This is a genomic window from Streptomyces sp. NPDC001920 (assembly GCF_053594495.1).
In genome coordinates this window covers 147,651-160,727 of the sequence record NZ_JBSFEP010000008.1, presented here as the reverse complement: position 1 = coordinate 160,727, position 13,077 = coordinate 147,651, and the positions used below count along the sequence as shown (strand labels likewise).

Annotated in this window: 13 protein-coding genes; 6 read left to right on the top strand and 7 right to left on the bottom strand. The window is 67.9% G+C overall.

What is annotated here, in order from left to right; genetic code table 11:
- Positions 1-11: 11 nt before the first annotated feature.
- Complete coding sequence (locus ACWCPI_RS15820) at positions 12-218, bottom strand: hypothetical protein (RefSeq protein ID WP_451038654.1); 207 nt, start codon at positions 216-218, stop codon at positions 12-14.
- A 535-nt stretch (positions 219-753) separates the two neighbouring features.
- Here ACWCPI_RS15820 and ACWCPI_RS15815 point away from each other — a divergent pair.
- From ACWCPI_RS15815 to ACWCPI_RS15805, 3 genes are read left to right on the top strand one after another with little or no spacing between them, the layout of a single operon-like run.
- Complete coding sequence (locus ACWCPI_RS15815) at positions 754-2,895, top strand: helix-turn-helix transcriptional regulator (RefSeq protein ID WP_451038653.1); 2,142 nt, start codon at positions 754-756, stop codon at positions 2,893-2,895.
- 2 nt (positions 2,896-2,897) lie between these two features.
- Positions 2,898-3,893, top strand: coding sequence for a hypothetical protein (locus tag ACWCPI_RS15810; RefSeq protein ID WP_451038790.1), 996 nt, complete (start codon positions 2,898-2,900; stop codon positions 3,891-3,893).
- Positions 3,890-4,768 (top strand): DUF6339 family protein, encoded by an 879-nt coding sequence (locus ACWCPI_RS15805; protein ID WP_451038652.1) that lies wholly within the window; start codon positions 3,890-3,892, stop codon positions 4,766-4,768. The genes ACWCPI_RS15810 and ACWCPI_RS15805 overlap by 4 nt, the downstream gene beginning before the upstream one ends.
- Before the next feature lie 55 nt (positions 4,769-4,823).
- On the opposite strand, the gene ACWCPI_RS15800 is transcribed toward ACWCPI_RS15805, so the two are convergent.
- The 3 genes from ACWCPI_RS15800 to ACWCPI_RS15790 are packed head-to-tail and all read right to left on the bottom strand — an operon-like array spanning position 4,824 to position 7,578.
- On the bottom strand, positions 4,824-6,173 hold the full coding sequence (locus ACWCPI_RS15800; RefSeq protein WP_451038651.1) for a DNA cytosine methyltransferase: 1,350 nt from the start codon (positions 6,171-6,173) through the stop codon (positions 4,824-4,826).
- An 11-nt stretch (positions 6,174-6,184) separates the two neighbouring features.
- Positions 6,185-7,180: a DNA cytosine methyltransferase gene (locus ACWCPI_RS15795; RefSeq protein WP_451038650.1), complete on the bottom strand. Its 996-nt coding sequence runs from the start codon at positions 7,178-7,180 to the stop codon at positions 6,185-6,187.
- Complete coding sequence (locus ACWCPI_RS15790; protein ID WP_451038789.1) at positions 7,177-7,578, bottom strand: very short patch repair endonuclease; 402 nt, start codon at positions 7,576-7,578, stop codon at positions 7,177-7,179. The genes ACWCPI_RS15795 and ACWCPI_RS15790 overlap by 4 nt, the downstream gene beginning before the upstream one ends.
- Positions 7,579-7,917: 339 nt before the next feature.
- On the opposite strand from ACWCPI_RS15790, the gene ACWCPI_RS15785 reads away from it, so the two are divergent.
- Complete coding sequence (locus ACWCPI_RS15785) at positions 7,918-8,616, top strand: hypothetical protein (RefSeq protein ID WP_451038649.1); 699 nt, start codon at positions 7,918-7,920, stop codon at positions 8,614-8,616.
- Between the two features lie 52 nt (positions 8,617-8,668).
- Here ACWCPI_RS15785 and ACWCPI_RS15780 read toward each other — a convergent pair whose 3' ends face one another.
- From ACWCPI_RS15780 to ACWCPI_RS15770, 3 genes are all read right to left on the bottom strand, one after another.
- Complete coding sequence (locus ACWCPI_RS15780) at positions 8,669-9,679, bottom strand: SEC-C domain-containing protein (RefSeq protein WP_451038648.1); 1,011 nt, start codon at positions 9,677-9,679, stop codon at positions 8,669-8,671.
- Between the two features lie 122 nt (positions 9,680-9,801).
- Positions 9,802-9,966, bottom strand: coding sequence for a hypothetical protein (locus ACWCPI_RS15775; RefSeq protein ID WP_451038647.1), 165 nt, complete (start codon positions 9,964-9,966; stop codon positions 9,802-9,804).
- Positions 9,967-10,062: 96 nt separating this feature from the next.
- Positions 10,063-11,535 carry a beta-1,6-galactanase gene (locus ACWCPI_RS15770; protein WP_451038646.1) on the bottom strand — a complete coding sequence of 491 codons (1,473 nt, stop codon included), beginning with the start codon at positions 11,533-11,535 and terminating at the stop codon, positions 10,063-10,065.
- 335 nt (positions 11,536-11,870) lie between these two features.
- Between ACWCPI_RS15770 and ACWCPI_RS15765 the strand changes: the two genes are divergently transcribed.
- Both ACWCPI_RS15765 and ACWCPI_RS15760 read left to right on the top strand, forming a co-directional pair.
- Positions 11,871-12,182 carry a DUF6412 domain-containing protein gene (locus ACWCPI_RS15765; RefSeq protein WP_388800108.1) on the top strand — a complete coding sequence of 104 codons (312 nt, stop codon included), beginning with the start codon at positions 11,871-11,873 and terminating at the stop codon, positions 12,180-12,182.
- Between the two features lie 137 nt (positions 12,183-12,319).
- Entirely contained in the window at positions 12,320-13,033 is a 714-nt protein-coding gene (locus ACWCPI_RS15760; protein ID WP_451038645.1) for a YidC/Oxa1 family membrane protein insertase, read from the top strand.
- The last annotated feature ends 44 nt before the right edge of the window (positions 13,034-13,077 follow it).

The following is a 13,077-nucleotide window of genomic DNA, read 5'->3' as shown; positions in this document are numbered from 1 at the left end:
CCTTGTGGAGGTCAGGCCGAAGGGGAGGTGTCGTCGTCAGGAGGTTCCTGGATGCAGTCCCTCAGCTCAGGAAATCTTTCCAAGAATTCATCTTCGCACGGGTGGCCCCTCAAGAGGTCCGCTGCCGCCTTGGGTTCAATGGCCCTCTGTGCGATGTCGAAGTTGAGCGCACTCAACCCACGGGAAGAATCCAGGTCGTAGCCGTAGTACTCGTCCATATCAGGTCCCCCTGTCGCGTCGTATCGCACAGGGGTGCATGAAGGCACAATTGACCCCTCGTGGAAAATGGGTGTAAATCTCGGGTAAAAAGTTTCCCTGAAATTAGCCTAGCAGGCTGCGGATTTGGGTGGCCAGTGCCTTGTTTTATGACGAGAAGCTGCTTGTGCGAGATTGAACTACGCCTGTGGACTTCACCCCCGATATCTATTTTGGACACACGTGTGGCCTGCCGCCCGACCTCCCGAACTTCAATCGGGTTCGCAAGCGGGGCGAGACTTTTCGCCGATACTCATATTAATCAAACGCCGATGATGGCGTCAACCCCAACTCCCTCTCATGGCTGCGGAGTTGGGCGCTCCTCTTGTGTAATTGGCGTAAATGGGCGCAAAGTCGGGCATCTCGACTCATCGGCGTCAGTCGTTCATGTGTCCGAGTCGGATCAACTTTTGGTTGACAGTATTCAGCGTGTCAAATTAACCTCCCGTCAGTCGCCTGCGAGTCGCAAGCGACTTCTAGGGGAAGAGCAGGTGGCACGTGGAGACAGGTGAGGAGTTCGGGCCCTGGTTGGCTCGTCAGCTCAAGCTCGCGGGGAAGACGCAGGCCGAACTGGCCAAGGAGGTCGACGTCACTCGAGCCGCCGTCTCCGCATGGATCACCGGAAGGTCGACTCCCCGCCCGACGGTCATGGTGGAGATCGCCAAAGCGCTGGGCACGGACCTCGGTACGGTGCACACCCGCACCACAGACACCCAGGCCGGCCTGCCGGTCACCTGGTATCACCGTCCCGGGTACCCCGACGGTGGTCGTGACCTCGGCAATGCCGCGGCATTCGCCTTCGATGCGGATGTGCAGGTCCTCGCGCGAGAGACCTGTCAGAACAGCCTCGACGAGCGGCTGACGGAGAACGGCCGTCCGGTCCGAGTCCGATACACCCTGCATGAGCTCACCGGCGAGGCCTTGGACGCCTTCCGCGAGGCGATTCTCTGGAACGATCTCTTCCCGCACTACTCGGCCGTCTCGGAGGCCGCCGGGAGCCAGAAGGTCGGCCGTGTCGTGGACGCCGGAGTCCGCGACATGTACGAGAAGGGCCGCTTGGTCCTGCTGCGGGTCGACGACTACAACGCTTCGGGGCTCATCGGTGACGACTACGCGGACGGTAAGTTCGCCGCTGTGGTGAGGCGCCAGCTGGAGAGCCTCAAGTCGGGTCCCGCCGCGGGCGGTTCGTACGGCCTGGGCAAGGCTACGCTGTGGGCCACCAGCGCTCTGGGCCTCGTGCTCATCAACTCCACGCTGTCCGAGCCTCACGAGGGGCGTACCGAGCGACGAGTCATCGGCCGTCTCGAACTGCCGTGGCGAGAGGTGGACGGAAAACCGTACGCGGGTCCTGCCTGGTTCGGGCGCCCCGACCCGGACTCGCCCGGCGCAAGTGTCGCCCGTTCGTGGTGGGCCGACGAGGAGACCGTGGCGCGCCTGCACCTGACCCGGGAGAGCGATGAACCCGGTACGTCCTTCCTCATCGTCGGCGCGCATGACGTGGCCAGCCTCGAGGACAAGGCGTCCGATGACGACGACACCGTCGACGAGGAGGGCGGCGAGGACACGCGCGACATCCGTAAGATGCACCGCCGTCTGGTCGAGGCACTGGGACGTGACTTCTGGGCGGCGATGACCGGCGGTGGCAGCAGGCTTCCCCTACTGGAGGTCTCCGTCCGTTCCCTGCGCAACGGTGACGTGGTCGTGGCGGAGGAGCAGGTGGACCCCTCTGCCGAACAGCCCTCCCGAACACGTGCCCTGCGGGCGCACTACGAGGGCACCACCGTGGATCGCCTCACCGAGGCCGGGCAGGTGGCGGCGCGAAGCGTTCCGCTGAAGCTGCCGCTGTCCGGAGGCGCGCGGGGGACACTCGGAATGCACCAGGCGGTCCTGTTGGTCACGGAAGCCGACAATGACAAGGACACGCCGAAGAACCAGGTGCACTCGCTGCGCGGCAACCGCATGACCGTCAAGAGAGCCGGGGTTCCGAACCTGCCGCTCGGGACCAACCCCTTCCAAGCCGTTCTCCTGGTGGGTGAGGCTGCCGGGGAATCGGCCCCCTTCGCGGAGGAGGCCGAGGCGTTTTTGAGGGCGGCGGAGCCGCCTGAGCACGATCGCTGGGGCCAGACGGAGGAGTTGACTTTGCGTTGGTCGCCCTCCGCGTACCGACGCATCAACACACTGACCACCGAGGTCAACAATGCGATCAGGGAACTCGTCACGCGCCCGAAACGTGGCGGTCGAGAAGGTGGTGAGGCCCTGCGCAAGGCATTGACGGTGAAGACGAGGCCCAAGGCCAAGGCGCCCTCCGGGCCGGTTGTTCCCGTACTGGACGGACTCGAAGCGAGGATCGGCGACGGCGGAGAGTGGCAGATCACCGCGGAAGTGAGTATCCCGCGTGGCGATGAGATCGTCCCGATGGTGCCGGTCGCCCAACTGGACGTGCGCTCCGGGGGCCGCCCGAAACTGGACTGGGCGGAACTCGTGGCCGTCGATGGCTGCGAGGTGCAGGACGGCAGCCTGCGATTCACACCAGGCACACGTCGAGCGAAGTTCCGAGGCTCCACCGACGTCACCAGCCACCCGGTCAGGACCACGCTCACCCGCCTCGTTGTCGAACTCCGTGCCGGCAAGGGGGAATGACGGTGAAGATCTACCCGTACAAGAGGCTCAACCGGCCGGTCACGCTCCGCGTGACCTCGGTCTCCCTCAAGCTCTCCGACGGTACCCGTGACCAGTTGGAGACCACCGCGTACTCGACCCAACAGCAGGCCGTGGCACTCGGTATCGCGGGCCACCCCGACTGGGTGAGCGCCACGATCGGCCTCTCCGCGACACTCCCGCCCGGGGCCAACGCGCCGGACGCGGCCTGGTCCGATCTGCGCGTACTCGCCGTGCTGACGGACGGCGAGACCAATGTCCGTACTTCCACCGACCTCATGCAGGACGCGGAGGGCGGCCGCGACTGGTCGGGTTCACTGGAGGTGCTCCGTGACAACCACTTGAGCCGGGCCTCCCTCGCCGTGCATGCCGTCGGCACGGTGGACGGAGTGCAGGGACGGTCGATCGCAGAGACGGACCGAAGCTGGATCATCGACACAGTCTCGGACGAGCCGGTGCGTGGACTACAACTGGACGTCCAGAAGGCATCGTTCAGCAAGAGCTCCAGGGCGTGGCTGCATGCCTACGCCGACGTCCCCTGGATCGTGGACACTTCGGCCCGGGTCCCCACCGTGTTCGTGAACACCGACATCGAGGGCGCCCTCGGGTTGTTGGACAGCAGTGGCTCAGGGGTGGACAGCAAGGTGCGTGACCTGCTGGTCGCTCAGATGGCCACCGATGTCTGGACCGCGGTGTTCCACGGTGCCATCGGTGACCTGGAGGTGGAGCCCGACGGCGGTCCGGTCTTCCCGACCGACTGGCAGGGCGATGTGCTGCGGGAGATGCTCCCGGACGTGATTCCAGGCGTTCACGTCGAGGAGGCCCTACGACATGTCCATCGTCGGCGCACCGGCGAATCGGGCTGGGTGGAGCTGCAGACGCGCATCCACTACGCGGCGGCTCGTCGTGCCGATGCCGCAAAGGCGCTTGCCTATGTCATCCGCAGTCTGGAACAGATGAACCGAGAGAGTGAGTCGTGATCAACCAGCCGAACCACGTACCGGAACGCTTGGCGCTTCTCACTACCTCGGCCGTCGATCCGTTCCTCACAGAGGAACTGCTCAAAGGCGAGCAGGTGCACGGCGGCATCGAGCTCACCAAGGTCGTCGAGCCACTTCCCGAGGACGACGCCAGGTGGTCGGTCGAGCCGATCCGAAGTCTGCTGGACGACGCCATGTACGCATTCCGCGAGGACCGCACCCGAGCCGACGCGTGGCTCGCACCACGGCTCCATGCCACGCTGCGCATGACGCGGCGGGAGGCGGCGGACAAGCGTCTGTGGAATCACATCGCCATGGCGGTGGCTCCCGACTACGTGGTCTGGCGTCACCTGCCGGAGGCGACGGCGAGCAGGCCGGTGAGACGTGTCGCCGCGGACCGTTTCCGAGGCCCGGCGGACCGCCAGTGCTTCTCCCGTCTGTGGTGGGCCGCTGAACTCTTCCGAAACGGGCCGGACTACGAGCCCGTCGAGGTCGCCTGTGGTAACCAGGACCTCATCCACACCGTTCTGCGGATGGAGCTGATCGACCACCGCCCTACCGCCCAGGCACTTGTCCGCCTCCTGAAGAACGGGCAGGTCACCACCGGTCGAGAGATCAACGGTCTCAGCGTGGCGATCAATACGGCGGGAGCGACCCTGACCTACGACGCCCTCGCAGCAGACAAGCCGCGAGATCCCGTTCCCCTGCGGCACTGGATCGCAGAGGCGGAAACGGCGCCACCAGTCGCACGGCATCTGCTTCCGGAGGGGCCGGACGAGGACCCCGTCCCGGAGGAGTCCGTGACCGTGCTCACCGACTACTTCGCGGAACTGTTCGAGACCGCGCCGGTCAGGGGCAGGAAGAACACGGATTGATTCCAAGCACCGGGCACCGGCCCACTGCCGTAAGTGCGAACTATTGCGCCGCCGCCTACCTGCGGGGGACGGCGGACGAGCGGGCCGGCGCCTGATCCGCAGGACGCGGGCACCTGGCGGTGCAGGCGTCCGCGGCTCCGCAGCCGTGGCTCCGCAGCTTGGCCCGCTGCTCCTCCGTGGCCGGCTGCCACGGCTTCCTCAATACATCCGGGTCCGGCACGGGAAGACCGAGTGCGGCGCTCAGCAGGTGGGCACCGAATACGGGCGGCACGGCGTTGCCCACCTGCTGGGCCTGTGCCGTACCGGACCAGGGATAGTCCGGCGGGAAGCTCTGCAGCATGCCTGCCTCGTTCATGCTGAATCGCGCGCCCTCGCGGACCACGCTCTCGTTCAGGTGCTCGAAGACCACGAAGCGGGAGATGCGACCGGTGACGGTGGCGGCGGGTTGCTGGTCGGTCCGTACCCCACGCCGCCCCGGGACCCCCGAACTGCCGTAGTTCGAGCGGACCAGGAACGGGGTGCGGCGACCAGGGTGACTGCCCACCGGTTGGGCGAGAACCTCACCCATCGACTTCCAAGGCTTGAGACGCCCGCCATCGGTTTCCGGGTGCTCGTCGGTCTCGGGCGCGGTGTCCTCGTCGTCGAGGGTCGGCTGGTGGACCTGGCTCACGACCTGTCCGGCCCTTCGATTCCACTCCTTCGCTTCATAGGCACGGTGGGTCGCCTCGGGAAGAGAGGGTTCACCGAGCCCTTCACGGCGAGCGATCAGCACTGCGCGTGATCGTGTCTGCGGTACTCCGTAGGTCTCCGTGTCGAGGACGTCGACGACCACCTTGTACCTCGTGCCGTCGGGAAGGCCGGTTTCCTGCAGCACCTTGGCGTAGTGGTCCCAGAGCGCCTCTACCGCAGGCACCTGTTCCAGGACGATGACGTCGTACGGGCGTTTTTCCCGGTTCGGACTCCTGGTCGCTTGAATGGCGTATCGGAGAGGCTCGAGGACGAGCGCGGTACGCGGATCATCGCTCAGGGTCAACAGGTCCTCGTCGACAGCCTCGTCCGAGTCGCCCTTCATCAGTCGCTCGATGTACCGCTTGACCTCCTCCAGGGCCTTGCGCCCCGCGCCCTTTCCAGCCACCGAGTACGTCTGGCACGGAGGACCACCGGCGAGCACGTTGATCTCCGGCGGAAGCGACTCGAAGGCATCCCTGCGCACCGCGCTCACATCGGCGTGGAGGGTGTCCAGACCGGCTGCGTATCGCGTCAGACACGCGCTCTTGTCCCACTCGATGCCGAGACTCGGGATGTCCAGCGCATGTCCGGCGACATCCAGCCCTCCGGGCCCCGCGAAGAGGTCCAGGACAAAGGGTTTGTCGAGGATGGACTGATGTGGCGCCGCGCTGGTCATGTGGCGGAAGTCTAGCCGGCAGCGGAGACTGCCGGGCCGCCGCGCAGCGCTTCGGCGACCGCCCGCCCCAACGCCTCTCCCACCGGAGGCGGTGTCGCGTGCCCGACCTGGCGGTACCGGGCGGTCTTGAGCCCGGCGATCTCCCATGAGGCGGGAAAGCCCTGCAACAGCGCCGCCTGCTCAATCGTGATCTTCACCATGTTGTCCCTGCCGAGTTCGGGATCCCACACGAAGTCCGGACCAGGCACCTGGTCGCCCACCGTGTGAGCGTTGACACCCATGGTGGCCCACGTCCGCTTGGCGCCGGTCGGTCCCAAATCTGCGCCGCCTCGGTTCTTGGATCCCCCGACCAGCGTCGGAGCCGGTCGATCCGCTTGGGCGGCCCAGCGGACAGCCCCCTGCCAGCCGCGCGCGGCCATTGTCCGCCCCAGAGCGGCACCGACCGTCGTCGGCTCCTGCACGGTCGGCGTCGGCGGTCGGAACGCCTGGGCCCGATGCCGTTCGACGGCTACCAGGACGCCCTGCTTGCGGCTCTGCGGAACGCCGAAGTCGACGGCGTTCATGACGAACCAGCTGAACTCATATCCCAGATGGGCCAACTCGGCGCGGGCGAAGTCACGGAACTGCTGGTATTCGTCCGCGTGGGCGAGCCCAGGAACGTTCTCGATCAGCACTGCGCGAGGCCTGATCGCATGGACAAGGTAGACAGCGGCCTCCAACAACCGCTCCTCCACACGCGAATTCGTCCGTCCGACGGTCGCGCTCGACCTCACACGTGGCAGACCGGCCGCGAGGAGATCCACGTCGTAGCTCCCCGGGTGTTCCGCAGGGTCGAAGTCCAACAGGTCGGTGTGCAGCACGTTCCAATCCGGTCGATTGGCCCGCAGAGTCCGGCAGGCGTCGTCGTCCTCGTCGAGCAGCAGCCTGGGACGGAAGCCGGCCCGCTCCAGCCCCAGCGCGAGCCCACCGGCTCCCGAGCACACATCGACGAAGGTCAGGTCGCTCAACGATTTCTCCCCCTCGCCAGCTCGGCCCTGCGACGCTCAACCGTCGCAGAGACCCGCAGCGCCACGGCTTCCGCGCTCTCGTGCTCCCAGAACCGCAGCACTTCCCATCCCGCGGCCGTGAGGTGCGCGGTGGTCTCCGCATCGCGTGCCATGTTGCGGTCGAGCTTCTGGCGCCACCACTCTGCGTTCGCCTTCGGCTGCGTAGCGTGCTCGGGGCAGCCGTGCCAGAAGCAGCCATCGATCAGGACGGCCACCTTGACCGACGTGAAGGCCACGTCGATCCGGCGCCGGGCCATGCCCGGCACCGGGTACTCGACGCGATAACGCAGCCCGGCTGAGTGCAGCAACCGTCTGACCGCCAGCTCGATGGCGGTGTTCTTGCTGAGCTGTCTGCTCATGCGTGCCGAGACGGCGGGTGATGATGGCTTCATCGTGCTCAAGGCGGCTGTGCCTCACGATCATGGCTCGCGTTGTTCGATGACCACCGAGTCCGCCCGGCCCGAGCGATCGTGCCCTCGGACTACGGCTGCGGTACCGATTCCATCATGAGGTCGAGTACGACGGCACCACCTTCCGCACAAGGAGGGGCGGAGCTCGGGGCCACGTTCACCCGGCCGACTCCGCTGCGGCGATCGCCCCACGGCCGGCACTGAGCCGCCGGTGTGGCGGGACGAAACCAGCACGCCAGGGTTCGGGTCGAACTCCACTGTCAGCCCCCGCTGTTACGGTCCCTCGTCATGGCAGTCAACGATGGGATCGCGTGGCTCGGCAGCCGGTGGGGTAGCCCCGGTGGGGACCCCGTGCTGGGGGAGCAGGCAGGGCTCGTGTTCGCGGAAGGGGTCGCGCCGCAGGATCTGGCGGTGGTCTTCGGGGCCGTTCCCTGGGAGATGCCCGAGCCGGTCGGGGCGGAGGCCAAGGCCGTCTACGACCGGATCCACCCTGATACGCGAGTCCCCGACGAACCTGACATGACCGTGTACGGCAAGGAGGGCGACTGGTCCTTTCTCGCCGGTCGCTTCGACTTTCTGCTCCACTTCCGTGAAGGATTCGCGCTACCGCGGGGGACCGGTCGGGTCATCCTCCTCTATCGCATCGCCGCGAAGGGGATGAACTGCATGGTCTACTTCGAAGAGGGGCGCAAGGTGTGGAGCGGCGAGATACAGGGGTCGTTCGACACGGAGACGCAACTGCGCGGCGGGCACTGCTTCGACTACGCCGCCCCGGAGATGTCCTTTCTCAACTGGGCCATGCACGAGGCGCGTTGTCGCTCCGATGTCCGTTACGTGGACGGGCAGCCGGTCTTCGAGAACGACGGCTGGATCCCCGGCTGGCAGGAGCGGTTCCTCAAGGGTCTGGAGATCGCGTTCGGGATCTCCGTGTGCCGGCAGACCTTCGATGCGGGCGGCTACCCCTTGGCGGAGGTCTACACGGCCTGATCGCCGGCGTCCTCATGGAAGACGAGGACGGCCGGCGTCATCAGGTCTCGCCTCACCCGCCGTGGCACTCCCCGTACACCCGCCCCGACCCGCACCAGCAAGCAGCCCCCCGCTGAGGCGGCCACCCCACAGCCCGCCCCCGCGCCGCCAGCGTCGTCGCGTACTGCGGCAGCAGGGTCGCGTCCTCAGGCGAGGCGCCCTCCGATGCCGCGAAGGCCTCGTACGAAGGGAGCGTGCCCGTCACGATGCCGAGGTTCGGGGTGCCCGAGGAGGACAGCTCCCGCAGTGACGCCTCTATCGTCGCCAGGTGCTCCGCATGCGTGGGGTACTCCGCGGCCAGCGACGGATATGCGGCGACCAGCTCCGTGAGCTCGTCCGCCGTCCAGTGCAGGACCGCCACCGGGAAGGGGCGGGACAGCGCCTCCCGGTAGGCGCCGAGTTCCGCTCGCAGGCGGGAGATCTCCGCCTCCAGCTCCGCCGGGTTCTCCGAGCCCAGTGACCAGACGCGCTTGGGGTCGTGGAGTTCGTCCAGGGAGACCGGCATCGAGTGCAGGGTGTCCGCGAAGGCGTCCCACTCGTCGTGGGCCACGCCCAGCATGCGCCGCACGCGGTGGCGGCCGAACAGCAGCGGACGCGTCGCGTACGGGGGCTCCGGGACGTCCGTCAGGAGGAGGCGGGCGCCCTCAGTGAACGTCTCGTGCGCCGCCTCCAGCTCGTCATGCGCCTCCAGCGCCTCCGCCACGATCACCCACGGGGCCGGGTCCCGCGGGGACGCCGCCCGCACGCCGTCGATGATGGCCCGTGCCTCCGCCTCGTGGCCGTATTCCCACAGGTTCGCTGCCTTCAGAGCGCGGACCAGATGCGGGTTCTCCAGAGGGGTCGACGACGACAGCAGGCGGTCGTAGAGCGCGGTCGCGGCCGGGCGGTCGCCGGACAGCTCCAGGTGGGCCGCGGCCTGGAGGAGCAGGGCCTCGGCGTCCTCGGGGTAGAGGCCGGCGGTTCGCTCCAGGCGTGCCGCTTCGGTGGTGTGGTCGACGTTCTCGGCAGGCGTGTCGGGGCGCATGGGGGACACCGTACTGCTCATGGATGACGGAGCGGAGAACAGAAGGGAGAAGAGGGGGCAGATATTGCCTGGTGGTGACCGGTGACTGGTGCCCGGTGCCCGGTGACCGGTGACCGGTGGCCTCAGGCCTTCGCCAGGCACAGCAGGACGAAGAACGGCACCAGGGCCAGCGGCGCCATGGCCAGCCATCCACGGGGGCGGGCCTCGCCGCGGCGGCGCGGGCCGAGGACGTCCACCGACAGCAGCAGCGCCAGCAGCGCGACCCCTGTCAGAGCCGGCGCGAACATCACCGGACCCGCGTGGTCGTACGTGCGGGCACGAGGTTGGCGAGAGCGGGTGCCAGCCGGCCGGGCCGGCGCCCGTCCCGCGCTCCCTCCCGCGCCTCAGGCCACCACCCCGTCGATCTGCAACGTCTGCACCGACTTCGCCGCGAACGGCACCGCCACCGACTTCCCGCTCAGGAAGGTGTTGGAGTACGCCCGGTACCGGTCCCCGCCCGTCGTCACCGTGTTCCACCGGGGAACCACGCTGCCCGAACCGCCGGAAACCGTGCCGAATCGTGACAGGTCGAAGGTGAACGTCTGGGCCGAGGTCGAGGTGTTCACCGCGACGATCACCAGGCGGCGCGCCGCCGCGTCGTAGGCCGCCGCCGCGTGGCTCACGCCCGTGTCGAGGATCCTCATCCCGCGGCGGATGTGCCGGCTGAACTGGGCCATCACGTAGTACTTGGTCTGGACCGACGTCGGCTGGAGGGTGTTCGGGTCGTACGCGATCATCGCCCAGCCCGCCGTCGGGTCCATGACCTGCCAGTAGCACCAGGCGGTCGGGTGCAGCCAGCGGAAGTCGTAGCAGAGGTTGGACGCCATGGTGAGGCCGGTGCCGTCGCCGTCGCCCGTCTCCGAGTTCCACAGCTTCTTGCCGGACGTCGTGACCACGTCCGTGTGGAGGAGGTCCCGGCGGCCGCCCGAGCCCTGGTAGCCGTGCACGTTGACCTGGCTGACCAGCGCCTTCGTCGAGGAGTTGAAGGCCGCCCAGGTCGAGCGGGCGGTGTCGTAGTTCGTCTCGTCGGAGGCGGCGATACGGATGCCGGTCAGGCCCCGCTTGTCCAACTCGCTGCGCATGTAGGGCAGTACGGCCGCCTGGACCGCCGGATCCATGTGGCAGCCCTCCTGGGTGCCGGTCGCGGTCCACCAGGTCGAGGCGGGCTCGTTGAAGGGGTCGACCGTCGCGAAGTTCACGCCCCAGTTGTTGCGCGCGTACAGCGCCGTCGCGGCCAGGTGGGAGGCGTGCTGGCGGTAGTTCCACGTCTGGAGGTTGTTGCCGCCGCCCGCCGCGCCCGAGGGGTTGTGGTTGTTGCACATCCACCACATGGGGGAGTTGGCGAACAACTCCGTCGTCGCGCCCCGTTGGACGGCCTTCACCAGCATCGCCCGCTGGTTCGCGTCCGCGGACCAGTTCCAGGCGGAGGAGGCGGGGTCCTCGTTGTTCCAGTTCTGCCAGAAGCCCTCGATCTGCTTGAAGGCCGGGATGTTCGGCGACTCGACCATGGACGCGCCGTCCACGCTGTTCCAGCTGCACGCGCCGAGGTTGTAGCGGGCGATGTCGAGGCCGAGGCCGGGCAGCGTCGTGCCGTTGTACGTGACCGAGTTGGTGGTGAAGAAGAGGTCGGCGAAGTCGTTCCGGTTGCCGAAGACGTTGGCCCACCAGGCGAGGGACGTGCCCCAGCCCTCCCAGGTGCCGTACGAGGTGCCGGGATGGACGGCGATCGTCGCGTCCGCGTGTGCGGTGCCCGTGGCCAGGGCGCTGCCGACGAGGGCACCGCCTGTAGCCGCCAGCAGGGTTCTGCGTCGGATCATGAGGTCTCCGCTTCGCTCAACGGCCGGTCGTCGTCGAACCGGCGTCGTGGCCTGTCCCGCTGATGCCGACAGGAAGCATCGGGTGTGGCCCACGCGGTTGTCGAGCGTTCTGGCATCCCTTTCTCAAACCTCTGGAGGAAGTGTTCGAGGGACCGGACGCCCACCCATCGAACCGGCCCACGGCTACACGATCAAGCGGCTGAGGCCGAGGCCGAGGCCGGGCCGGCGGAAGCGGATCCTGTATAACCAAGGTGAGAACGAGCGTCGTAAGAGACGAAGAGGCGAAGAGACGAAGAGGCGAAGAGACGCCAGTCGTACGAGGGGAGGGGCCGCCGGTGATCCGTAGCCTCGCCCATGCGCGCCCCGCCGCCACGCTGCTGCTGCTCTTCCTCCAGATCGTGCTGCTCGACACCGGCAGCCTCTCCGCGACCGTCGCGCTCGCCGCGACCGCCGCCGCCGGTTCCGCGTTCGCCGTGTGCTCCCTGCTCGCCTCGCGCGCCGCCCCGGCGGTGGCGCCCACCCGGGTGCGCACCGCCATCCGGGACCGGGCCCGCCGTACGGCCTTCCTGGCGCAGCGCGACCCCGACGCCTCCGGCCGGCCACGGCCCAGGGCACCCGGGCAGGCCCTTCCGGCGACCGCCGCGTAGGGCACGCACCGCACCTTCGAGTACCACCGGTCGAGACGCGTGACCTCGCGCGGGTCGTCATGCCGCCATGCCGATTCCCGGCATGTCCCTGCATTTCCCCTGCACCCGGCACGACGAGACCCCCGGAGGGCTCATCCATGTCCGTTTTCGCCGACCTCGTTCAGCGACTGGCCGACCTGCTCCACCCCGTGTTCGGCGCCTCCGCTGCCGCCGCCGCGATCGTCCTGTTCACCGCTCTCGTACGGCTGCTCGTGCATCCGCTGTCCCGGGCCGCGGCGCGCGGACAGAAGGCGCGGGCCGAGTTGCAGCCGAAGATCGCCGAGCTGCGCAAGAAGCACGCGAAGAACCCCGAGAGGCTGCAGAAGGCCGTGCTGGAGCTGCACGCCGAGGAGAAGGTGTCGCCGCTGTCGGGCTGTCTGCCCAGCCTGTTCCAGCTGCCCGCGTTCTTCCTGCTCTACCACCTGTTCTCGAACACGACGATCGGCGGCCGCGCCAACGAACTGCTCACGCACCAGCTCTTCGCCGCACCGCTCGGCGACCACTGGGCCGATGCGCTGGACGCGGGAGGGGTGTTCGGGGAAGCGGGGATCGTGTACGTCGGGTTGTTCGTGCTGGTCGCCTGTGTCGCCGCGTTCAACTACGGCCGTACCAAGCGGATGATGGCCGCGAACCCGGCGGTGCCGGTGGTCGACGGTCAGGCGGTGCCGGGGATGGCGGCCATGACCAAGGTCATGCCGTTCATGTCCTTCTTCACCCTCTTCACCGTGGCGGTGGTGCCGCTGGCGGCCGCGCTGTACGTGGTGACCAGCACGACGTGGAGCGCGGTGGAGCGGGCTGCCCTCTACCGGTGAGGCGCGGCCCGCCTACGGTCCAGTACGTGAACCGGGTATTGCGG